Annotated in this window: 28 protein-coding genes; 7 read left to right on the top strand and 21 right to left on the bottom strand. The window is 35.0% G+C overall.

What is annotated here, in order from left to right; genetic code table 11:
- Positions 1 to 82: 82 nt before the first annotated feature.
- Together FLUTA_RS16360 and FLUTA_RS16355 are read left to right on the top strand one after the other, a co-directional pair.
- Positions 83 to 1,189: a tetratricopeptide repeat protein gene (locus FLUTA_RS16360; protein ID WP_013688012.1), complete on the top strand. Its 1,107-nt coding sequence runs from the start codon at positions 83 to 85 to the stop codon at positions 1,187 to 1,189.
- A gap of 620 nt (positions 1,190 to 1,809) precedes the next feature.
- Entirely contained in the window at positions 1,810 to 2,610 is an 801-nt protein-coding gene (locus FLUTA_RS16355; protein WP_013688011.1) for a carboxylesterase family protein, read from the top strand.
- A 92-nt stretch (positions 2,611 to 2,702) separates the two neighbouring features.
- Here the strand turns inward: FLUTA_RS16355 and FLUTA_RS16350 are convergent, their stop codons facing one another.
- Positions 2,703 to 2,969, bottom strand: coding sequence for a cation:proton antiporter domain-containing protein (locus FLUTA_RS16350; protein ID WP_043023890.1), 267 nt, complete (start codon positions 2,967 to 2,969; stop codon positions 2,703 to 2,705).
- A 99-nt stretch (positions 2,970 to 3,068) separates the two neighbouring features.
- Here FLUTA_RS16350 and FLUTA_RS16345 point away from each other — a divergent pair, with 99 nt between their 5' ends.
- The 3 genes from FLUTA_RS16345 (at position 3,069) to FLUTA_RS16335 (ending at position 5,588) form a co-directional block, all read left to right on the top strand.
- Entirely contained in the window at positions 3,069 to 3,563 is a 495-nt protein-coding gene (locus tag FLUTA_RS16345; RefSeq protein ID WP_013688010.1) for a phosphoribosyltransferase family protein, read from the top strand.
- A 140-nt stretch (positions 3,564 to 3,703) separates the two neighbouring features.
- Positions 3,704 to 4,510 (top strand): N-acetylmuramic acid 6-phosphate etherase, encoded by an 807-nt coding sequence (gene murQ / locus FLUTA_RS16340; protein ID WP_013688009.1) that lies wholly within the window; start codon positions 3,704 to 3,706, stop codon positions 4,508 to 4,510.
- A 4-nt stretch (positions 4,511 to 4,514) separates the two neighbouring features.
- Positions 4,515 to 5,588 (top strand): methyltransferase, encoded by a 1,074-nt coding sequence (locus tag FLUTA_RS16335; protein ID WP_013688008.1) that lies wholly within the window; start codon positions 4,515 to 4,517, stop codon positions 5,586 to 5,588.
- Positions 5,589 to 6,248: 660 nt separating this feature from the next.
- Here the strand turns inward: FLUTA_RS16335 and FLUTA_RS16325 are convergent.
- The 3 genes from FLUTA_RS16325 to FLUTA_RS16315 all read right to left on the bottom strand — a co-directional run bounded on the left by FLUTA_RS16325 (position 6,249) and on the right by FLUTA_RS16315 (position 8,961).
- Entirely contained in the window at positions 6,249 to 7,100 is an 852-nt protein-coding gene (locus FLUTA_RS16325) for a DUF2911 domain-containing protein (protein ID WP_013688007.1), read from the bottom strand.
- A gap of 131 nt (positions 7,101 to 7,231) precedes the next feature.
- Positions 7,232 to 7,771 (bottom strand): hypothetical protein, encoded by a 540-nt coding sequence (locus FLUTA_RS16320; RefSeq protein ID WP_013688006.1) that lies wholly within the window; start codon positions 7,769 to 7,771, stop codon positions 7,232 to 7,234.
- 35 nt (positions 7,772 to 7,806) lie between these two features.
- Positions 7,807 to 8,961 carry a T9SS type A sorting domain-containing protein gene (locus tag FLUTA_RS16315; protein ID WP_013688005.1) on the bottom strand — a complete coding sequence of 385 codons (1,155 nt, stop codon included), beginning with the start codon at positions 8,959 to 8,961 and terminating at the stop codon, positions 7,807 to 7,809.
- A gap of 146 nt (positions 8,962 to 9,107) precedes the next feature.
- Here FLUTA_RS16315 and FLUTA_RS16310 point away from each other — a divergent pair, with 146 nt between their 5' ends.
- Positions 9,108 to 10,226, top strand: a complete 1,119-nt coding sequence (locus FLUTA_RS16310) for a hypothetical protein (RefSeq protein ID WP_013688004.1) — start codon at positions 9,108 to 9,110, stop codon at positions 10,224 to 10,226.
- Here the strand turns inward: FLUTA_RS16310 and FLUTA_RS16305 are convergent.
- The 8 genes from FLUTA_RS16305 to FLUTA_RS16270 form a co-directional block, all read right to left on the bottom strand.
- Positions 10,195 to 10,461, bottom strand: coding sequence for a hypothetical protein (locus FLUTA_RS16305; protein ID WP_013688003.1), 267 nt, complete (start codon positions 10,459 to 10,461; stop codon positions 10,195 to 10,197). The two genes, FLUTA_RS16310 and FLUTA_RS16305, sit on opposite strands and share 32 nt — an antisense overlap.
- 11 nt (positions 10,462 to 10,472) lie before the next feature.
- Entirely contained in the window at positions 10,473 to 10,868 is a 396-nt protein-coding gene (locus FLUTA_RS16300) for an OsmC family protein (protein ID WP_013688002.1), read from the bottom strand.
- 84 nt (positions 10,869 to 10,952) lie between these two features.
- Positions 10,953 to 11,420 (bottom strand): hypothetical protein, encoded by a 468-nt coding sequence (locus FLUTA_RS16295; RefSeq protein ID WP_013688001.1) that lies wholly within the window; start codon positions 11,418 to 11,420, stop codon positions 10,953 to 10,955.
- Between the two features lies 1 nt (position 11,421).
- Positions 11,422 to 12,279 (bottom strand): sulfurtransferase, encoded by an 858-nt coding sequence (locus FLUTA_RS16290; RefSeq protein ID WP_013688000.1) that lies wholly within the window; start codon positions 12,277 to 12,279, stop codon positions 11,422 to 11,424.
- 1 nt (position 12,280) lies between these two features.
- A complete protein-coding gene (locus FLUTA_RS16285) occupies positions 12,281 to 12,796 on the bottom strand; it encodes a hypothetical protein (protein WP_013687999.1) in 516 nt (171 codons plus the stop codon).
- A gap of 51 nt (positions 12,797 to 12,847) precedes the next feature.
- Positions 12,848 to 13,654, bottom strand: a complete 807-nt coding sequence (locus FLUTA_RS21220; RefSeq protein ID WP_013687998.1) for a DUF4269 domain-containing protein — start codon at positions 13,652 to 13,654, stop codon at positions 12,848 to 12,850.
- A 135-nt stretch (positions 13,655 to 13,789) separates the two neighbouring features.
- A complete protein-coding gene (locus FLUTA_RS16275; RefSeq protein WP_013687997.1) occupies positions 13,790 to 14,242 on the bottom strand; it encodes a hypothetical protein in 453 nt (150 codons plus the stop codon).
- Positions 14,243 to 14,273: 31 nt separating this feature from the next.
- Positions 14,274 to 15,119, bottom strand: coding sequence for a hypothetical protein (locus FLUTA_RS16270; protein WP_148235455.1), 846 nt, complete (start codon positions 15,117 to 15,119; stop codon positions 14,274 to 14,276).
- A gap of 300 nt (positions 15,120 to 15,419) precedes the next feature.
- On the opposite strand from FLUTA_RS16270, the gene FLUTA_RS16265 reads away from it, so the two are divergent.
- Positions 15,420 to 16,196, top strand: a complete 777-nt coding sequence (locus FLUTA_RS16265; RefSeq protein ID WP_013687994.1) for a LuxR C-terminal-related transcriptional regulator — start codon at positions 15,420 to 15,422, stop codon at positions 16,194 to 16,196.
- Here the strand turns inward: FLUTA_RS16265 and FLUTA_RS16260 are convergent.
- The 9 genes from FLUTA_RS16260 to FLUTA_RS16220 form a co-directional block, all read right to left on the bottom strand.
- On the bottom strand, positions 16,179 to 16,667 hold the full coding sequence (locus tag FLUTA_RS16260; protein ID WP_013687993.1) for a GNAT family N-acetyltransferase: 489 nt from the start codon (positions 16,665 to 16,667) through the stop codon (positions 16,179 to 16,181). The genes FLUTA_RS16265 and FLUTA_RS16260 overlap by 18 nt on opposite strands.
- An 11-nt stretch (positions 16,668 to 16,678) precedes the next feature.
- Positions 16,679 to 17,254: a hypothetical protein gene (locus FLUTA_RS16255; RefSeq protein WP_013687992.1), complete on the bottom strand. Its 576-nt coding sequence runs from the start codon at positions 17,252 to 17,254 to the stop codon at positions 16,679 to 16,681.
- A 1-nt stretch (position 17,255) separates the two neighbouring features.
- A complete protein-coding gene (locus tag FLUTA_RS16250) occupies positions 17,256 to 17,807 on the bottom strand; it encodes a GNAT family N-acetyltransferase (RefSeq protein ID WP_013687991.1) in 552 nt (183 codons plus the stop codon).
- 38 nt (positions 17,808 to 17,845) lie between these two features.
- Positions 17,846 to 18,052, bottom strand: coding sequence for a helix-turn-helix domain-containing protein (locus tag FLUTA_RS16245; RefSeq protein ID WP_013687990.1), 207 nt, complete (start codon positions 18,050 to 18,052; stop codon positions 17,846 to 17,848).
- 3 nt (positions 18,053 to 18,055) lie between these two features.
- Positions 18,056 to 18,604, bottom strand: a complete 549-nt coding sequence (locus FLUTA_RS16240) for a DUF2975 domain-containing protein (RefSeq protein WP_013687989.1) — start codon at positions 18,602 to 18,604, stop codon at positions 18,056 to 18,058.
- A 250-nt stretch (positions 18,605 to 18,854) separates the two neighbouring features.
- On the bottom strand, positions 18,855 to 19,229 hold the full coding sequence (locus tag FLUTA_RS16235) for a cupin domain-containing protein (protein WP_013687988.1): 375 nt from the start codon (positions 19,227 to 19,229) through the stop codon (positions 18,855 to 18,857).
- 128 nt (positions 19,230 to 19,357) lie between these two features.
- Positions 19,358 to 19,993 (bottom strand): 2OG-Fe(II) oxygenase, encoded by a 636-nt coding sequence (locus FLUTA_RS16230; protein WP_013687987.1) that lies wholly within the window; start codon positions 19,991 to 19,993, stop codon positions 19,358 to 19,360.
- A gap of 116 nt (positions 19,994 to 20,109) precedes the next feature.
- Positions 20,110 to 21,114 carry a metallophosphoesterase gene (locus tag FLUTA_RS16225; protein ID WP_013687986.1) on the bottom strand — a complete coding sequence of 335 codons (1,005 nt, stop codon included), beginning with the start codon at positions 21,112 to 21,114 and terminating at the stop codon, positions 20,110 to 20,112.
- A gap of 66 nt (positions 21,115 to 21,180) precedes the next feature.
- The gene (locus FLUTA_RS16220) at positions 21,181 to 21,897 is read right to left on the bottom strand and encodes a DUF3667 domain-containing protein (RefSeq protein WP_013687985.1); all 717 of its coding nucleotides are present in this window, start codon (positions 21,895 to 21,897) and stop codon (positions 21,181 to 21,183) included.

Genomic DNA, 21,897 nt, shown 5'->3' with positions numbered 1-21,897 from the left:
TATGGAAAAGGAGCTTCGTTTGCATCTTTAAGCTAAAACTGGCATAAAAGTTGGAAATGTCGTAACCAGAAAATAAACAATTATGAATTATTTGAATATAACTAAAGGAACACTTCTAGCAGGAATCACATTGATTTCCTCACTTTCTTTTGCTCAAAAAAGAGTTGAAACAGATGCTGCATTGGCATTCGGCAAATCAGAAGCAGCACAACAAAGCGGCGATTTAGCAGAAGCAAAAAAGCAAGTTTTGAAAGCTCGAGAGTCTATTGATATTGCAGCTGTAAATCCTGAGACAGAAAAAAGCCCAAAAACACTTTTCTTCAAAGGTGAAATCTATACAACCATGCTCATGTTTAAAATGCTTGGTGATGCAGAATTCAATAAAAGTGTTCCAGAGGATGCAAAAGATATTGCAGTGAAAGCTTACAAGGAGTCTTTTACTTTGTCACCAAAGTATCATGATCAAATTAAAACGAGTGTAGGAAATATTCAGCAAATGCTATACGCTACTGGAAAAGCTGCATTCGATGCTAAACAGTATAAATTGGCAGAAAGTGCGTTCATTACTTCATCTGAATACACTTCTACTATCAATGTAATTGATACAATGGGAATTTTTTACGCAGGTTTATCTGCAGAAAATGACACCAATTGGGTGAAAGCTGCTGAGTACTACAAAAGATGTGCTGATTTAAGCTACATGCCGAATGAAATTTACAAAATGACTGCTTTGGCTTATATCAGAGGTGGTGAGAATGCAAAAGCAATCGAATTTTTGAAACAAGCAATCCAAAAATCTCCAAAAGATAAGTACTTGTATTTTGCTTGGGGGTCAATTGCTATTGATATGAAAGATGATCAAGCTGTGATTGATAACTTGAACAAAGCTGTTGAGATTGATCCTCAATATTCAGATGCTTATTACAACTTAGGAAGTTATTTCTCTGGAAAAGGATTGGAATTACGTGAAAAAGCAAGTGGTTTACCTGCAAATGCAACAAAAGAATCCAATGAATTATTGGACAAAAGCTTAGAGTTTTATCGCTTAGCAATGGATCCGTTGGAAAAATACATTGCAATTGTACCAAAAGACACAACAGTTTTAAGTAGTTTAATGAAAATTGCTCGTGCACTTAAAATGCCAGAAAAAGAAGCAAAATACAAGCAAATGCTTGAGGCTGCGAAATAATATTCTACAACTAAATGATATAAAAGCCTCGACAATAATTGTCGGGGCTTTTAATTTTCAGACTAATGATTATCAATTATATTGATACATATTTATCCCAAATCACTTCCGCACTAACCCCGTACTTAAGGGATCGCGATTTGATCTTCAAAAGCTATGCTCTATCCCAAATTATTTCCGCACTAACGTTTGTCATGATTTGATCTTCAAAAGCTATGCTCTATCCCAAATTATTTCCGCACTAACGTTTGTCATGATTTGCTCTTCAAAAGCTATGCTTTATCCCAAATTATTTCCGCACTAACGTTTGTCATGATTTGCTCTTCAAAAGCTATGCTTTATCCCAAATTATTTCCGCACTAACGTTTGTCATGATTTGCTCTTCAAAAGCTATGCTTTATCCCAAATTATTTCCGCACTAACGTTTGTCATGATTTGCTCTTCAAAAGCTATGCTTTATCCCAAATTATTTCCGCACTAACGTTTGTCATGATTTGCTCTTCAAAAGCTATGCTTTATCCCAAATTATTTCCGCACTAACGTTTGTCATGATTTGCTCTTCAAAAGCTATGCTTTTTCTTATTTTATTATCCCTATCTTAGCCATCCAATTTTGAACGTATGAGAAATTTATTGTTTTTAATTTGCTTGATTTTTTGTCTGGACCAATCAGCATCTGCTCAATTAAGCGCTGTGAAAGGAAAAACCTTCTACAACTTTTGGCTGAACCTTCCTGATACAAGTATCTTAAACAACAACCCTCCTATTCTCATTTTCTTACATGGGAAAAGTTTGAGTGGAACAGATTTAAACAGAGTTAAAAAATACGGAGTTATTCATGAAATTGAAAAAGGAAGAAACGTTCCAGCAATTGTCATTGCCCCTCAGGTTTCAAATGGCTCGTGGAATCCAGATAAAGTTCTAGAAATTTTGGAATACGTTCAGAAACTCTACAAAACGGATACGAATCGCGTGTATGTTTGTGGAATGAGTTTGGGTGGATACGGAACTATGCATTTTGTAGGGAAACATGCTGACAAAATTACTGCTGGGGTTGCTCTTTGCGGAGGTGGAAATCCGAAAGACGCTTGTAACTTGGCGAGTATTCCCATGTGGATTCAACACGGAAATAGAGATGAGGCTGTTCCTGTTCGTTATTCGAGGGAAATGGTTACCGCAATAAAAAACTGCAACAACGGAAAAAATTTGATTTATACAGAAATTGCTGGAGCAAATCACAGTGCGTTGGAACGAATTTTTCGCGGGGACGACATGTATAATTGGCTATTCGCACAAGTCAGAACTACAGCGGGAGAAGTCGTAATCACTCCTGCTCCAAAAAAGGTTGAAGTTGTAAATTCAGATAAAGTTCAAGAAACAATTCTTGAAAATAAGCCTAAAACTATTGCAGGAAGTAATTAAATACCTACAACACAATATTATTCACTGGAGTCAATGCAGGGGGAAGATCCGTTTCACCCAACATTTCACGCAAATCGATTTCAATCGTGCGGCTAATCTGTGAAATCGGAACATCGTTTCCATTTCCAGAAATCATTCCAGGAAGTATACCAAGCTGCTTCGTAAAGCAAGGGCGGAAGGAAAATCAAAAAGATAATCTCTGGATCTATTTTCACTTTGGGAATACCAGGAATAAGACTTATCCCTAAACCAGCCAAAACCAAAAAAATGGGATAAGCAATTTTAAAGCGTTGCGCAAGCATCACCAATAAGAAAACGCCAAAAAGCAATGCCAAGAAAAACAGAATAGAATGATGCATATTTTAACGAAGTAACGAATCAAAATTAGTGTTTTCATTCCACATTTACATCCTCAAGTGTCGAACATTATCACTACTTTTACCTTAAAATTCATTTCCATGAAATTGGTTTTAAATCAGCATCAAATAGAACAAAAAATCATGCGTTTGGCGCACGAAATAGTAGAAAACACCTATGGAATTCCCGAATTATTTATTGGAGGAATTACAGGAAATGGAGAAACGTTCGCGCAACAAATCACCGAAATAATTCTCAAAAACAGTGCTCAAACGGTTACTTACTTCAAAATTGAATTAGACAAAGACCATCCCTTAGATGCAGCAATTAGTTGCTCTATTGATCCAGCCTTATTTAATGGAAAAACAGTGATTTTAGTCGATGATGTGATTAATTCAGGAACCACCATGCAATATGGAGTGCTGAAAATTTTGGAACAACCTGTACGAAGCGTAAAAACAGTTGCTTTGGTTGACAGAATGCACCGCAGATATCCCATTAAATGTGATTTTGTAGGAATGACTTTAACTACAACTTTGGGAGAACGCGTAGAAGTAATACCATCAAATGGTTCACTAGAGGCATTTCTTGTATAGTACACAATAGTTCAATAGTTCAATAGTTCAATAGTTCAATAGTTCAATAGTTCAATAGTTCAATAGTTCAATAGTTCAATAGTTCAATAGTTCAAAATTAAACTCTTTGAACCTTTTGAACACTCTTTTAACCTTTCAGAATGAAACGAATAACAGAATCAGAAAGCAATCATCACGATTTAGAGACCAAGTCTACTCGGGATTTATTGATTGGCATAAACCAAGAAGATCATACCGTTGCTTTAGCTGTTGAACTAGAAATTCCGCAAATAGAGAAATTGGTTGATGGTTGTGTAGAACGTATGCAAGAAGGGGGTCGACTGTTTTACATGGGAGCTGGAACAAGCGGTCGTTTAGGAATTGTTGATGCCAGTGAATGCCCTCCTACTTTTGGTGTTCCTCACGGAATGGTGATTGGAATCATTGCTGGTGGAGATAAAGCTATCCGAAAAGCCGTTGAATTTGCAGAAGATGATCGCGAACAAGGCTGGAAAGATTTGGAAGAATTCAATATTACTGAAAAAGATATCGTTGTTGGAATTGCCGCTTCAGGAACAACGCCTTATGTGCTGGGAGCATTGGAAACTGCCAAGAAAAACGGAATTTTAACGGGTGGAATTTCCTGTAATCCAAGTTCGCCCTTGAGTCAATTGGCTGATATAGCAATAACACCCATGGTTGGTCCAGAATTCGTTACTGGAAGCACACGCATGAAAAGCGGAACGGCTCAGAAACTCGTTTTAAATATGCTTTCTACTGCAATCATGATTCGTTTAGGAAAAGTGAAGGGAAATCGCATGGTTGATATGCAACTTTCCAACGATAAACTAGTTGACCGTGGAACTAAAATGGTGATGGAAGCAACAGGGCTGGAAGAAGAAAAGGCAAATGAATTGTTGTTGAAACACGGTTCTGTGAGAGCGGCTGTGGAGGCATTTAATCATTAGTTCATTGAAGATTATCAACCAAACAAATCTGACGCTTAATCGCCCAGAACCGATTACAGAAACGATTCCCGTTTTGGAGTATTTCAAAGAAATTGATCCCAAACACGCTGTTAATGAACTGCTGGAAGGAAACCACGTATTGATTTCTGATCAATTTAGTAGCGGACTTCTAGTCTTGAATGCCTTAAAGGAACGTTTATCCAAAAACGCCAATAAACAAACTTTCGAAGGACAGCGAAACTTTCGGGATTCGTATCGAAAAGCCAGTCAATTGTTGTTGATTGAGATTAGCAACTATCGTTTACAGGTCAAAAAAGCGCCCGAGATTGGTTGGTTTAAAATCTTGTACGCTGAAACACCTGAATTTTTGCTGCCATTTACGGATGTTCAAGGCTTAAACAGTTCTTGGCAATGGTATGAAAAAGGAATTCGAATTCCAGGATTAAAACAACTGCTTCATCCGTTTTATGGAACCTACTTTCCTACTCGTTTTGAGCACATTGAATTGTTTGTAGATTACCTGAGAAAATATAAGGGAGCAAAAGAAAACGCATTCGATATTGGAATTGGGAGTGGTGTTTTAAGTAAACTCTTTCATCAATTTGGTTTTAACGAAGTTCATGCTTCTGATATCAATCCAAATGCATTGATTGGGACATTCGAATCTGAAAAGGAATCTAATCAAAAAACCAATTTATATTTCGGAGATTTGTTTGCCCATTCAAAGATAAAATCAGATTTGATTGCATTCAATCCACCATGGATTCCACTTCCAAAAGAAGTTTCTGGAATAGATTTAGCGATTTATTACGACAAGGACTTGTTTCCACGGTTTTTCGAAGAAGCTCACAAGCATTTGAATTCAGAAGGAAATGTAGTTCTATTATTCTCCAATTTGGCTGGATTAATGGATCCAAAATTCATTCACCCCATTGAATTGGAACTGAAAAGCAAAAAACGTTTTGAATTGGTTGAAAAAACGACTAAAAAAGTGGCGGCCGCATCTTCTAAAACAAAACGCAAAGCGAACTGGCGAGATCACGAATTTGTGGAGTGTTGGGTACTCGGTTTAATTTAAAATTCATTATTTCCCACCGAGGAACGATGAACACAGAGGATAATGATTCGTTTTTTTTCTTTAACTATTTAATAAGGAGTTATTTGTTTGTGCTCGTCTGTGGCATAAAAATAACTGATTGTAACATCTTTTAAAACAAAACGCAAAGCGAACTGGCGAAATCAAGAATTTGTGGAGTGTTGGGTACTCGGTTTAATTTAAAATTCATTATTTCCCACCGAGGAACACGGATGAACACAGAGGATAATGATTCGTTTTTTTTCTTTTACTATTTAATAAGGAGTTATGTAATTGTGCTCGTCTGTGGGATAAAAACAACTAATAACTGATTGTAACATCTTCTAAAACAAAACGCAAAGCGAACTGGCGAAATCAAGAATTTGTGGAGTGTTGGGTACTCGGTTTAATTTAAAATTCATTATTTCCCACCGAGGAACACGGATGAACACAGAGGATAATGATTCGTTTTTTTTCTTTTACTATTTAATAAGGAGTTATGTAATTGTGCTCGTCTGTGGGATAAAAAAACTGATTGTAATATCTTTTAAAATAAAACGCAAAGCCGAGATAATCCAACCATCTCAGCAGAAAAGGAAATTCAACCAACAAAAAAATCCTTCCACCAAAGCGAAAGGACTTCATTTTATCAAGAATCAATTTCTATTTATTCTCAGCAAGTAATTTATTCGCCATTGCAATATAATCATCATTTTTAGCTGTTTTAGCTAATTCGATTGTTTTCTCAGCACTTGCTTTTCCTGCTTTTTTATCACCCAATTTGTATTCAATTCTCGCTTTCAAGTAGAACATGTAAAACGCTGTTGGATTTTCAGCTACTGCTTTGTCTACCCAAATTAATGCTTGTTTCAAATCTTTATTATTGTCGAAATAATAACCAGCTGCTCTGAAGTAATCTGGTTTTTCAGATTTCATAGATTCATCAATGCTTTTCATCACTTTCGCATCGATTTCAGTCGTTACTTTGAAAGAAATCACCGTGTTTTCCCAAAGCAATGTCATTACTGCTTCTGCAGGAGCTACATCTCCGATATTGATCATCAAAGATTCAATCTTCATAGGGATTTTGTTCGCTTTCACTTTGAAACGTACTACTTCATTTTCTGCTTTGTAATCTGCAACATTTCCTCCTAGTGTTAGGTCAGAATACAACATGATTTCCCAAGCATCTTTGTTTGGAATGGAATACAAAGCATACGTTCCAGCTTTTACTGCATTACCGTCTAATTTTACGTCATCTGAGAATGTAACTTTTGTTGCAGCATTTGCACCAGTTCTCCAGATTTTTCCGAAAGGAACAACGTCTCCAAAAATTGTACGATCTTTTACCGATGGGCGGGAATATTCAATAGTGATTTCCCCTACTCCAAATTTTTGAACAACTGTTTGCAAAGGACTTGGAGCAGGCATATTGATTTTTTGTGCTGTCGCTTGGATGGAAAGCATTCCAAATGCTAAGAATAAAATGGAATTTGTAACTGTTTTAATTTTCATACTTGAGAATATTACTGTAAATTTTTAAATTTTGTGTGCTAAAAATAGCGCTTATTTGGCTTGAGGAATTCTTTTTAACGTTTTATTAAGGTTAAACTTTCCTAATCTTTTTTCTTGGAAATTGATATTATTTAGACTTCATCTCTATCTATCAATTCAGTTTTTGCTTTTTTACGATTTATTTTATGAAAAAGACGAATCAGATAATCGCCCACTAAAAATGGAATAATCCAAAAAAGGCATTTGTAAAAAATTGACCGAATCATATCACTTACTGTTAGGTGACAACCTTCATTCAAATACTCCCAAAAGGTTTCATAATTTGCTTCTATCATACATTCTGGAACATTTTGCATGTCTCCAATCGACAATTCACGATTGACTTGATACAAATAAAACTGATTTCTAGTTTGTAATACATTGAACACAACAAAAACAAGTACAATTAAAATAATAACTCGTTTTTTCAAATTAAACTTCCTCACGAACAACAAACTAACTAGTGAAGCAATAACAAAAAGGAAGAATTGAATGGAATACGATCTAATCCAAATATTCAATAGCTTTTCAATCAATTTAGACAATCCGAGACTTATTTCGCCAACATAAAACGCAGAAAGTACAGCAATGATTATTAGAATGACAATTGGAAGTATTTTATTGAGTTTCATACACTAAAATTATCTCAAATAACTTATTCTGAATCTCAATACATTTCATTATTTACAATCACTATTTTTTTTCTGACCGTGAAATTATTTCCTGAAATTTGGACAATATAATTCCCCTCATTTAATTGAGAAATATCTATAAATTGAATGTTGTCGCTTTTAGTTTCTTGAACCATTCGACCTCTCATATCTATGATCTTGATCTCTGTGATAATTTGATCGTCTGCTTTCAAATACAAGCGGTCAGAAGTAGGATTGGGCCAAACTTTTGCTTCATTCACTTCATTTTCTGTTACAGATACAGTAGCGGGTAATTCATATTGACTAAAGAAACGCCAAAGCTCCTTGCCCGCATTAAAATCCAAACAAATATTACCGTTCAGAGTAAAAACAGAAAAACCAGGCCAAGTGTGTCCGCCATCAATTACTTTGAATAATTCAACTGTATTTCCATTCGTTCCTCCTGAATAAAGGTGACGTTCTGCCGTGCAATCATCTGTGGTATTAATATCTGGAATTGGAGTAATTGTTGGTGTTGTATTGCAATTATTCTGATTTACCCAATAAGTCGTTACTTCATCAATTCCCTTACTGGTTGAATTTCCAGCATACGGATTAATAGGATCAGTGGTCCCATGAAAATGAATTCTTGGCGTTGGGTGTGAAGGATTACAATTGTTGAACATGTCTATTCCCATTGTGCCTGTAATGGCTCCAATTGCAGCAAAACGATTTGTTTGACACCCCAAATAATACGCCATAAAACTTCCGTTCGACATTCCCGCAGCGTAAATTCGATTCTGATTGATGCTATAATGTGCTGAAATCGTATCAATCAATGCTTCCAAAAAACCAACATCATCTACCGTTGAACCCATGATGTTTCCATAATTCCAAAACCTTTGACTCGTAATTGGTTCGATTGTTCCATCTGGGTAAAGAGCAATAAAATTAGCAGTATCGGCTATTGGCATATAATGAGAACTCGCCATATGAGCAGTGCCACTACTTGTAAATCCATGAAGACTCATTACCAATGGAACTGCTTGACCAGGCACATAAGATGCTGGAATATAATAACTATACGTTCGCGAAATTCCATTGTGAACAAATGAACCATTCAGTGTCGTTTGAGCATGATTAACTCCCACAATAAACACAAATAAGAATAAACAGAATTGCTTACGCATAGTAGTAAATTTTACTCCAAAATAATACTTTTTCAGCTATTTGCATTTCTTTAACTCTAATGGTATCATTTTTCCAACATCCTCATCAGAAAAAACAATTCATCCTTTTCATTGAACCAATTGCTTAAAAGCTTGTATCCTTCATTATGTTATTGAACTTTGCTTTTATTTTTCGTCAACTAGCGATTTGGACTTTTTTGATCTTTAGCTCCACTTCACTCGCTCAAGAACAATGGCCTGCATTACCTTCCGAATTACCCTTAACATTCAATGATTTAGGGAGATTTGGTCTTGCACCAAAAGTTATCCTTTCACCAGAAGGGCACGTTCAATCTTATCAACGAAACATACAGTTACAACGAGAAAACGAACTCAAAAGAGGATTTAACAACATGTTATTTAAACTTAAGAAGGCTAGAACAATAACTAATGAACCTTTGCTAGATAAACTTTTTTTGTTCCAAACTCGAGAAGCAGGAAAAGACATTGCTCTTATCAATTCAAGTATTTACCCGCAGATATTGAATGATTCATTGGTATTGGTAAATCCAAAAGTAAGCTCAATAATTTATGACGGTGTCTACCAGCGGGATATTCTGCGTTCATCGTCCAATGATTCCGTGCAGATTTCTAATTGGTATGTCAAACGATTTTCAGCGATTGAAATAGCTGAAATCAGTAAAGAAAGACAATTGTTTGCCTCAAAAATAGAAGTGTTGAATAGACAAAAGCTACAACGAGAGACGAGTCATCAAAACTGGTATTCAGCACATACCGAAATTGAGAATTTGGAAAAGCAGATAGATCCATTGATGCATCTGACCGATAGCATTGATTTTCTCCTTTATCCATCCATTTATCTAGAATTAGAACCTTGGTACAAACAACGATTTCCAGGAGCAAACAACAGTGAACAATTCGATCCATTTCTTTACTTTACTTCGAAAAAGTGGTTTCTAAATTCTGTCAATTTGAGATTGCACTCGGATCCTTTTTTGAAACAGAAATTTGTCTTATCTCACGTTTTAGTGGATGATCCATACGTTAGAAAATTCATTTATCTCGGTGATTCAACAGCTATTCATGGGCAATCTATTTTCGGTTCACTAGATATTGAAGCAGCATACTCATTTTGGGATGATCCGCATTGCTCTTACTTTTCACTCCACAATACCTACTTGATTATAGTTAAAACGGAAAGCAATATTGGAGAAACATACGAAGATTACAAGTTTAGTTATTATGTCTATGAAGTGAAGAGGTAATATAGTTCCCTACAAATTCAGGATTTTCTGTTTTCGAATCAGAATTGGAAAACCAATGAAGTCCAATTCCACAAGCAATTAATATCGTTCCTAAAAAAAGGCAAAAGATTCTAACCGACTCATCAAATTTGGGAACTGTAAAGCTATACAACCCATAAATGAGTAAGATTGCACCAGCGAGAAACATCCCAGCTTCCAAAATCAAATAGAATAGTGCGCCAATTAAATCAAACATCGAATCTAAAACTAAGCTATTTCCGTATTGATTTCAATTGAATTACTGAGCATTTTATGGACCGGACAAGCATTCGCTATTTTGAACAGGCGATCCCGCTGTTTTTGGTCCAAATTGCCAAATAACTGCATTTTACGGTTAATGACCGTTTTACTTGCTTTTTCATCCCAATCTAAATCTACCTCCAACTTCACTTCCTGTAAATCCCATTCCTTCCTATCGGCATACATTCTGAGTGTTGCACTCGTACAAGCTGCCAAAGCCGAAGCCAACAATTCCGTTGGTGAAAAACCTAAATCCTTCCCTCCCATTTCAAGAGGTTCATCTGAGATGACCACATTTCCTGAGAGTGATTCAATTTCAACTCGGTACAATTCTTTTTGGATAATCGAAGAAATATTTGTCATGCTTTTCTGTTTTGGATGAGAAGGAAAGATACAAAATCTAACAGCTTCTTTTGTTAGAACTGTATTTATTTCTGTAACCTAAACCTATTTTATTTCCAAAACATTACTACCATTTATTTTTTTGAAGTACTTATCGAAATTTTCGGGAGTGATTTTTTGTAGATGCTTGTTTTTAAGTATTTCTAATTCTTGCAGATTGAAAACTCGACCATTTATAAACTCTTGTTTAGGACTTCTATAACGATCGTTATTCAATTCACCAAAAACCACTGCACAATTAACTGGTATTTCCAATTGAATTCCAGCTGAAGAAGTATCCAAGTCTATTGGGATTTGTTTCGTATCCCAGTTAATTTCATTCGAGTCATCAAGCTTATAGATTACTGGTTGATTGGTAAAGATTGGAAAACCCTTTTCTACATGGGTTAATTGATACTGAATAATTGTTGGATGTGAACTCTGATTACTAACCATGAAATATTCATTCCATGAACAAGCTGATACACTCATGAGCATCGCAATGCCAACAATCACTTTAACGAATCTATTCATATTAATCCAAATTTGTTTTTAATTCCTTATTATTCCTGCTCCATTCACTCCATGAACCTACATATAATTTGGGAATATCCAGTTCTGCATAAGCGATTGCTAAAAGCGTATGACAAGCTGTAACACCTGAACCACAGTGAATAATTATTTGATCGCTTTTTATACCCCCAAAAATCTTTTCATACGTCATTTTTAATTCTTGTGAATTCAAGAATAAGCCGTTTTCATCCAAATTACGAGTAAAAGGAACATTTATTGCTCCTGGAATATGTCCTGCAATCAAATCAATTGGTTCTATTTTTCCAGTATATCGTTCCTCATCACGAACATCAATTATGAGGTGATTTTCATCTTTGGAAGCTTTCTCTACTTCAGAAATGGTTGCCAAAGGGAGTTGCCAATCTTCTATTTTATAGGATTCTGCAGAAATGGGAATTTCTATATTTGAATTGATTGGAAAATCGACTCTTTCTGCTTCTTGAAAACCACCATTCAGCACTTGTACTTTTTGATATCCTGCAGATTTCAACATCCACCAAAAACGTGCTGCTGCATTCGATCCGTTCTTATCATCGTAAATGACTACATGACTTTTGATGGAAACACCCAAATTTGAAAGAGTTTCAGAAAATTGCTTGAGACTTGGTAATGGATGTCTGCCTCCATTTGAAAGATCATCTTTAATATCTGCCAATTGCGCATTCATATCAACGTAAAACGCTCCGTCTAAATGTCTTTTTTCGTAGTTAGCTTTGGCATCTTTACCATTACTGACATCTACCAATATCAAATTTCCTGATTGGTGAAGTCTCAGCAATTCAGCAGCTTGAATAATCGGAGAAATTGTTGGTTGATTCATTTCACTGACCAATTTTATCCAAACCACCTTCAATCGTATATTCACCTAAATTTCCAGTGACACACGGATATTTTCTAACGTCGACTTGAATATATTCGGTATCATAAAACACCTTTGAAAATGATTTTGGTTTCATCTCATTTACATTCTGACCTTCCACGTCTTCTTTGTTCATAACACTTTCCATCAACTTTCCTTCTGAAGAGGTATTCGAAATAAACGTGGTTTCCGGGTCATTCAAATCTGATTGAAAAAAAGTAGTAACTAATACATTTAGAGTATCTCCTGTTCGTAACGACTTTACGACTACCAAGTTGTAAAAATCAATTTTATGTTCCTCTGTAAGATTGCCAGAAGATCCTAAAATCAGAACCTTATCTCCGTCTTTTAGCAAATCATTATGAATCTTAAACTCAGAAATATCAACCATAAACGGCTCCAAATCTTTCGGAGAATTATCACTACATCCCAAAAGTAGTGTTGTTGCTAAAAATAGTCCTGTAAAAATCTTATTCATCGGTAATTTTTTAATAGTTAAATATATATTCTATTTGACATCAACGAATAATTAGATACGTGTTTTTAGACGAAATCGTACCCTATCAAATTCATCTATCATTTCATGACGTTCATATACTTTGATAAGTTCCAATTCACCAGTTTCCACAAAATAATTCAGGTCTTCCGATGAAATATCATTTGCAGTAAAGCTGAGTGAAGCACCCGAATAAAATTCCATAAACCAAGGATACCACATCACGCCCCAAATTTCCCAATAATAATCAAATTCATAGATTTGTTTCTCTTCGCATTGCTTTTTTAGCTCAGCAAGAATCAATTGTCTTCTTTCGTCCATCAGAAATAATTCTACTAACTCTTTGTAGGGATCTCCCTTCAATTCTAAAGCAATTCCAAATGCAGGTTCCGTTTTATGACCTTGTTTCTTTAATTCTATGATTTTCAAACGAAAAGATTCTCCTTTTTCGACCAGTAGTTTATATTCAATAAGCATGTGCCGATATCCGTTTTGGTGTTTGGTAGGAATATCCTGAGCAAAAATTTCTATCTCAAAACCATCGAGCCAAAAATGACAGACAATTGCATCGTATTCCGATCGTTTTCCGACTAAAAACCCCTCTTTATTTCCAAATAAACCCTTCATTAACTCTATGAACGAATTTTTGTCTGAGTACTTACAAATAATATCTAAATCACTGGTTTCAAGATCAATGTTTATTGGAATAGTTCCCACAAGAATCGGGTTGAATGCTTTCAAAAGAGTTATAATCTCATACTTCGTAAGAATTTCATAAGCACTTCTTTGTCGTGCGTTTCCCGATTTTAAATAGTCAATATTCTCAAAGTCTCTAATCATTGTTCTTCTAGTGATTTCCTATAGAAATTAACGTTCCCACTTTTCTTTGAAGAAATGCTTCAGCTGATTCAATTCGTGCTGATACATCGTGTTTTTTCGTGATTGTTTGAACGATCACGGAAAATACAATTTTAACTAGTCTAAATAATGCCAATCTCGGGTTCCTCCCATTCCCAATCTTTTCAAAGTTACTCCACTTTCAGTAAATTCTAAAACAATCATTGCCCCCACTTTCTCTGATAGTTTTTTCCATTTGATTTCCTGATCAATCCAGGTTTTCAGATTCAGTTTTTTAGTTTTAACATTGGTCTTGTTTTCAATACTCAACAAACAAGAGTTCCCTTCCAAATCAACAATTATCTGGAGTGATAGTTTACCTCTCAATTTACCCATTGCATCTGCTCCCAAATAATCTCCAAGCAATTTCAGAAATTCTATTGAATTCAATTTGGCAGTTGTTGTGTCATGTTCCAAGGCAAAACCATCTGTATTGCAACCTTTAAATTGCTCAGGGAAAACATTCTGAGCGAATGAATTACTCATTGTGAAAACCAGAAATACAAAAATAGATAAACTGTTTCTTTTCATTTTATTGAACTATTAATCCTTGTTTTGGAAATTATTGTTTCAGTTCCATGACCTCTGCAAGAAGTGGCGCCAATTTATTGTTTTTAACCCCATTATCATCGGTATATTGGCTCATAATACAAGCAACATAGCGTCCTCGAACATTTGCGAGCACATAATATACAATCAAAACATTACTTCCTCCCATAATCAACTGAGGTATGTGAACCTTCACTACTTGATGAATAGCAGTTACTTCCTGCCCTTCAAAAACAACATTTACCACCTTTTCCGACTGGATAGTCATATTATCATTCATTGAATTAATGAATTTTTGATTCACAATTAGTTGACTTGCTCTCAAAGAATCACTAAACTCGGACCAATTCATTTGACCATAATTTGGACATTGCAAGTTTCTTGGTCCCATCCATTTGCAGATAGTGCTTAAGTCAAGTTGACGTCCTGCAAAATAAATGGTATCAATTTCCATCGAAGTCATTATACTTTTCGGAAAACTATGGGTAATCATTGCCCTATAAAATTCTTTTTCAAAACTTGGAATTCTGCCACTACTCGTTCCGAAACAAACAACTCTCGTAAATCCATATTTATGGGATGATAAGTAATAAACATAATTCGTTGCAGCATTCCCTTCATGAACTGCATGTTCAATTATTTTGACTTTTGGGAAATCGGGACTTTCAGAAACTAGTGTTCCTTTTGGAATATCCAATTTATTCATCAGCTTTCGAATCCCTTTCTCATCAAACATTACTTCAATATCCTCTTGAGAGATATCATATCCTTCCGAATTGAAATAGGCATTACTTCCTTCTCCCAAAATACCTTGTGTATTCTGAAAAAGTGCATTTTGAGCATTCAAAGAAAATATCATGAAAGAAAAAATACCGATTAACGTAATTTTCAGATTCATATTAGCTGGCAATAATTAGTTAAGTCCACAAATTTAAACTTTATATGTCGTCGAAGGTTACTAAATCAATCAAATTCAAACCATAACTAGCATGAATTCTGTAGTAAATTCATTCATTTTAGTATTCAAAAAGCCCATCGTCTTTGGTAAAAGAACAATGGGCAGAGAGGATTTTGTGGCGGAATATCTTTATTTTAGCAAAGAAAAAGTAAAAAAAAGTACTGGGAAATAGCTAGTACTAGTGATTTTTTGATCAACGCTATGAAGAAAAATGATTTGGTATTTTATGATTCCGCGCATTCTATCTGGAAAAAAAGTGCCAATAATACATCTAAAGGTGCTGTAACAAAGCGCGATCAAATTGAAATCCTCAAAAACTCCATTTTTAAAGTGGGTGAAAGCTATTTTTTCACGTTTGATGTCAAAAATGGAGCGTTTACTTCAGTTAGTAAAGAAATTAAATCCATTTTAGGATACGATCCAGAAAATATAAGTGCCGCGTTTTTCTTAAATCAAATTCATCCAGAAGATCAACCATATTTCTTGAAGTTTGAAGCCAAGTCATCTGATTTCTACAAAAATTTACCACTTGATAAAATTGATCAGTACAAGATTCAATACGACTTCAGAATTGCTGATAGTCAAGGAAACTGGAAACGTATTTTACATCAAATGCTGATTCTCGAATTTGATGACAATAAGAATTTCGTTACTTCACTCGGTATCCACACAGAAATTAGTCATTTGAAACAGCAGGGAATTCCAATCCTTTCGTTTATTGGCTTAAATGGAAATCCTTCGTTCTACAATTATGATCAACTAGAAGATCATTCAAGCTTAGAAAAACCCGATTTCACCAAACGAGAACTAGAAATATTACGCTTAATTATAGCTAGTAAAACGAGCGCTATTATTTCAGAAGAATTGTTTGTGAGCATTCATACGGTGAATTCACATCGGAAGAATATTTTGAAGAAATCAAATTGTGCTTCTGTTACAGAACTTCTCGTCAAGGCAATTTCAGAGAGCTGGATTTAATTCTTTATTTTTCAATAAGTAAAAAATCGTATCCATTGGACTAACTGGCATTTCAGTTGGTAACGCTTCTCTTGGAATACAGACAAAATTATTTTTGGAATAAAATCTTTGGGCTGCTTTGAATTGTTCCATCGTTCCCAAATAAATGGATTTATATCCAAGTATTTTCGCCTCATTGAGTGCTATATCCAAAAGTCTTTTCGAAACATTTGACTGCGCTCCCCGATGTTCTTTCGACACAAATAAATGCCTTAAGAAAGCTGAATCATCATCAATTCGTGATACACCAATTGTACCCGCAACTTCATTTCCATTGAGAGCAATCCAAAACAGATTTTCTGGCCCAGCAATATCAGAGATTTGCTTTCCATCTGGGTTTCTGAACAGAATTTCAAATTCATCTTGAATTCCGGTCATCATCTCGCTTATTCCTTCCTGATACTTTTTTTCAAAGGGAATGATTGTATACATAATCTATTTAATCACGTTCGCTGATAAACATATTTCACCATCCGATCATCTTGGTCATAAAATACAAATAAACGGCAATCATCATTGATGATAATTCTACCCATATCAATCTGACAAATAAAAGTCATTGGTTTTCCTTTCGAATTTTTAGGAGTTTGATCGTATTGCCACCATTCTGGTTTTTCTGGCATTTCAATAAATCTCGAAATATTCCCTTCCGCCTTCAATTTTTTATAGCTGTCAAAATCCTCTTTAAAATACTCTTTAAAATCATTTCCAATTACAAGAGCGGATTTATCAAAAGTAGGCTGATACTTTCCATCCTTCATTATTTTAAATGAAAAATCATCCATATAATCTTCTCCGGGAAATTCTTTCTCTCCATCAATACCAGGATCAAAACAAACATACATAATGTGTATTTTGTCTTTAATTCCTTTCTTGATAAGATTAAGTGTTTGAATTGGAAAGAAGTTATCATAATGCGAAAAATCCGCACTCAAAATCAGTTGTCGTTCAATAGCAATAGTATCTTTCGGAGTACATCCCAAAAGTAGAATTGCGGAGATAAATAATGTGAATCTCATCTTATTTTTTCTCTTTCAAATATTCCTCCTGAAGCTTCGAAAACATCACCGAATCTTCAAAAGTACCCGAAATGTAGTAGTGATTTCTCAACACACCTTCCCATACAAAATTATTCTTTTCCAGTAATTTCAATGACGCAGCATTTTGAGGAGCAACAAGTGCCTCAATTCGATTTAGATTCATTTGTTCAAATCCATAAGCGATAATTGCTTCCACAGCTTCCGACATCAATCCTTGTTTTTTATAGGTCTCATCTTCCATTCCGTAACCAATTTCTGCACGGCGATGATCCACATTCCAATTATGCAATCCGCAACGGCCAATGATCTTATCTGATGCTTTGTCAACAAGTAGGAACAGCATGAAACTCCGGTTGTAGCTCGCATAGCCATTTTTGTATTTATGGTATTCCTTCTCATAATCCTCGTCTGAGCGATGTCCCAAAAGGATTTTGATCTTCGGTTTTAGATTCCGCTCAAAAATGGCCGTCATATCTTCGGTAGAAAGGCCTTTAAGCAATAGCCTGTCTGTTTCTATGAGTTTGAAATTCATTTCATTCTAATTTATTTGATCGTATTTCTGTGATGAAGTTATTCCTTCACAAACTCCAAAATATCTCCTGGTTGACAATCCAACACTTTGCAAATGGCTTCCAATGTACTGAAACGGATTGCTTTTGCTTTACCAGTCTTTAAGATAGAAAGATTGGACAAAGTCAGATCCACTTTTTCGGAAAGTTCATTCAATGACATTTTCCGTTTAGCCATCATAACATCCAAATTTACAATAATCGGCATCGCTTATACGGTTAATTCGTTTTCTGTTTGAATTTCAATTCCTCTTTTAAATATTTGCGCAATCACAAAAAGGATTACTCCCATGAACAGCCAAACATCCGCTCCTCCTAAACGCAAATACTCCAAATCTGGCATTTCGACTCCTTTTTCCACAAACCACTTCGCAAAATTAGCACCCATTGATGAAAGTAAACCTATACCCAAAGACAAATAAGATATGCTAAAGATAAAACGTCCCACCTCTTTATTGAAAGGCTGAAGCAGATTTAATTTTTTATCGTGAAGCAATTTCACAATCAGGTAAAAAATCCAAGCTCTCATGATTGCTACAAGACTCATCAACGAAGTTTCTACCAGATAATACCCATGATCGTAGTTGTATAGATTTGTTAGATTCACTTCCTGCCAAAAAAAGGAAGCATTAGCAGGATTAATAAACAACCTAAAAACCGTATTAAAGATAAATGCACCAGCCTCGATACATACACCAATAAAAATGATCCAAGAAAGGATATACAGGAATTTTAAAATTTGTGTCGTGTTACTTTTCATCTCGAATTATTTAAAACCACAAGACAATAATACTAAATATTTATTGATAAACAATAAATATTAGTTTTTTATCAAAAAAAATATTTCTTTTTCATTGTGAGATTTTAATCCATCGATGTCCAAATAAACACCCGATTTGAACAAATCCAAACTACCGCAATACAATCGCTTATTATTTTATAAATTCTTTGATTCATCATTTCAGTTAGCATCACTTTTATTTCAGATAAAAAAAGACTGGCGCCGCTTTTTAAACCTGATGAACCGATGCGATAACCGTTGTTATCATTTTGAATTTTTCTTCGGCCTTAAAGCAATGTAAAGTGGCTGCTGGAATGACAATTCCTTCTCCCAAACTGAGTTCGCGATCGATATTGTTAATCGTAACGGTGGCTTTTCCATCAATGATTTGAACATAAGTATCAGATTCGGTGGTTTTTTCACAGAGCTTTTCTCCTTCATCAAAAGAAGTGGCAGTAACACCACCTTCCGACTGTTTAATGACCGTTCTACTTACGAGGGAATCGGGAACGTACTCTACAATTTCAACAACCATGTGTGGTTGCGATTTAGGTAATCCACTGTTGATTACTTCTTCATCTGATATGATATTCTGTGTCTGCATTTCACTTGTAAGGTCGCAAAGTTTACTCGTTAAAATGTAACATGTGAAAAAGTTGTATCATTCACATATTTATTCAGTCAATGAGAAGATCATAGTCTCAAGAAAAAACGACTTTTTTAATAAACGTTCTAATTTTTCAACCATCCAGCAATACTATTTCTACTTCGAGTAAAAGAAGGATTAACCTCATGCTCCATCTCATCACTTCGAAACAAGACCATTCGTCCTCCAATTGGAGAAATATTTATTTGCTCTCCCACTTTGGGGTACAAAGACAGCGTCCCTCCATCTTCCTTTTTCCAAGCCTCATTGAGGTAAAGAACGATGGAATACTTTCGTCCCTTTTCATTTTTGAATTGATCGATATGTCGTTTATAAAAGCTATTCTTTTCATAAAAGGAATAGTGACTTTCAAAACTTTTTATAGCAGTGAAACAGGTTTGATTCAAATACAGAATAAACTTCTCAATCTTTTGTAAGTAGATGATTTCAAACGGATTTATACTTTGTTCTTCAATCCAAGTGATTTTATCGCCTCTAATTCTATCGTCTTCCTTGAAATCTGATTTGTTCCCAAAACCAGAAGACTTCAACTTTTCTGATTCACTCAAAAGCTGAATATTAGCACTTAATCCATCTACCGTACTGGGCAGTATAAAATCATCGCAGCAACCATATTCATTATCAATAAGCCCTTGGATTAACCCTTCAAATTGGTTCAATTCATCTAGTTGATTTTGATCCTGAATCTCTTCCTCATTCATCACATACTTTGTTACGTTTAGTAGCCTAAGTGCATGTTTTACAAAGAGGTTTTATCAAAGAACGGGATTATATTCCAACTCGTGGTAGAAACTACAATCTTTATTCTTCATCTTATCTACTTCGATTCCAATTCTTTCCTTAACTCTTCGATTTTTGCGGGTGTATTCAATCCTTTTTGCAAATCCTGCAAAGTCAAATTGTTCGATCGACTTTTGAAAAGATACGTTTTAAAGGATTTCTTATTCGCTTCCAAGGTGAAATTATCTTGGTGAATCTCCATCAGCTCTTTGGTGTACTTATCAATTTCGTCTTTGATTGTTTCAAATGAATTTTGGATGCCTTCTTTCCATGTTCTTATTTCCAGAAGGTAACTCACCACTTCCTCCTCTTCGATATAAGCCAATTTATTCAACTGTTTATCGATTTCTGAAAACCGCATTTCGTTCCAATTCTTTGCTTTTAAAACCGGAATCTGACCTTGTTTTTGTTCGTCTTTCCAATAATCTCTTTTCGCTTTCACCTGATGAATGATGAATCCTGGAAGCTCAATTGCTGTCAAATAATCTCCATGGCAAGCTCCTGTATCAATTCCATACGTATTGTTGAAGATTTTGGGTGTTGTTCCTACCACATGATGTCCATAAATAATTGGCTTTGAACCGGTGTAGAAATCGGACCAATATTTTTCACCCGGATATTTCTTTTCCAAATAACGATCTCCAGATGTTGATCCTGATAAAACTTCTTGCTTTTGATCGGCAAGTACTTTGTCGTGTTCGAAAAATGCATGAACAATGATTGCGTCTGCTGTTTCGTAGTAATAGCCAAGTGTATCCAACCAGTTTAAAAAAGATTCATACTCGTCTCCAAATTGCACTTTTACAATTTCTTGCGAATAGCTCAGTATTTTATTTTGATGTTTTCGTTCGTGATTTCCAATCAGAACAAGACTATTAGGGCGGGATTTAAAATAGTCATACACTTCTTTCGATTTGTTTCCTCTATCCACTATATCTCCCAGCGAAATTAACAAATCATCCTCTTTCAACTGAATTTTTTCAGTCAATTCTATTAATTCATCGAAGCAGCCGTGAATGTCTCCAATTACAAATGTTCTCATGTTGATTTATCTGGTTATAAGTAACTTTTCGGGTCGCCTAATTTACCAAATAAATAAATCATTTTCCTATCTGAAAATCAAATCAATTCCAATTCCCAAAATGATCGCCATAAAATAAAACACAAATGTTCCAAGTAGATAAGCACTCAAGGCTTTCAGATAACTTGTTACTTTATATTTATTATAAAACTGGCCAATGGCCCAACAAGAATAGATTAAGCTAAGTATTTGAATGATTACAAAAAGATGAAGTCCACTTAAACCCTCAATAATAGTAGCAACAGCAAAGGTCAACATCCCTATTCCCATTGTAAAACACAAAAGAATCAGAATTTCAAAAAAATTATAATCATATTTCATGAAAAACAACTTTAACCAAAGCGCAATGAACATTCCCATAATGATATTAGAATATCCATAATGATTTTCAATCCACTTAAAAATAACAACCAAGGCAGAACCTCTTACCTGTTCTTCAAGAGGTTGGACTGGTTCTACATGAAACCAATGAGAAATGATGGTATAAATCAACGAAGTTACGATGACAAAAATTACTGGTTTCACCAACCTGTTTCTGTTTTCAGCAATAAAATGCTTCACACTTTCTCCTGGCCGTATAACCAGTTCTTTTATGGTATACAAGATTCCTTTTTCAAGATGCAGAACATGGACAATTTCATGTAAAATATAGTGTCCATCAATTCGTTTAAGCTTTGTAGGTTGTCCGCAATTGCTGCAAAAATTATCGGTAATCGGACTTTTACAATTGGGGCAATTTGTCAT

The organism is Fluviicola taffensis DSM 16823, from assembly GCF_000194605.1.
Lineage (GTDB): Bacteria > Bacteroidota > Bacteroidia > Flavobacteriales_D > Crocinitomicaceae > Fluviicola > Fluviicola taffensis.
This window is presented reverse-complemented; position numbering and strand designations above follow the sequence as displayed.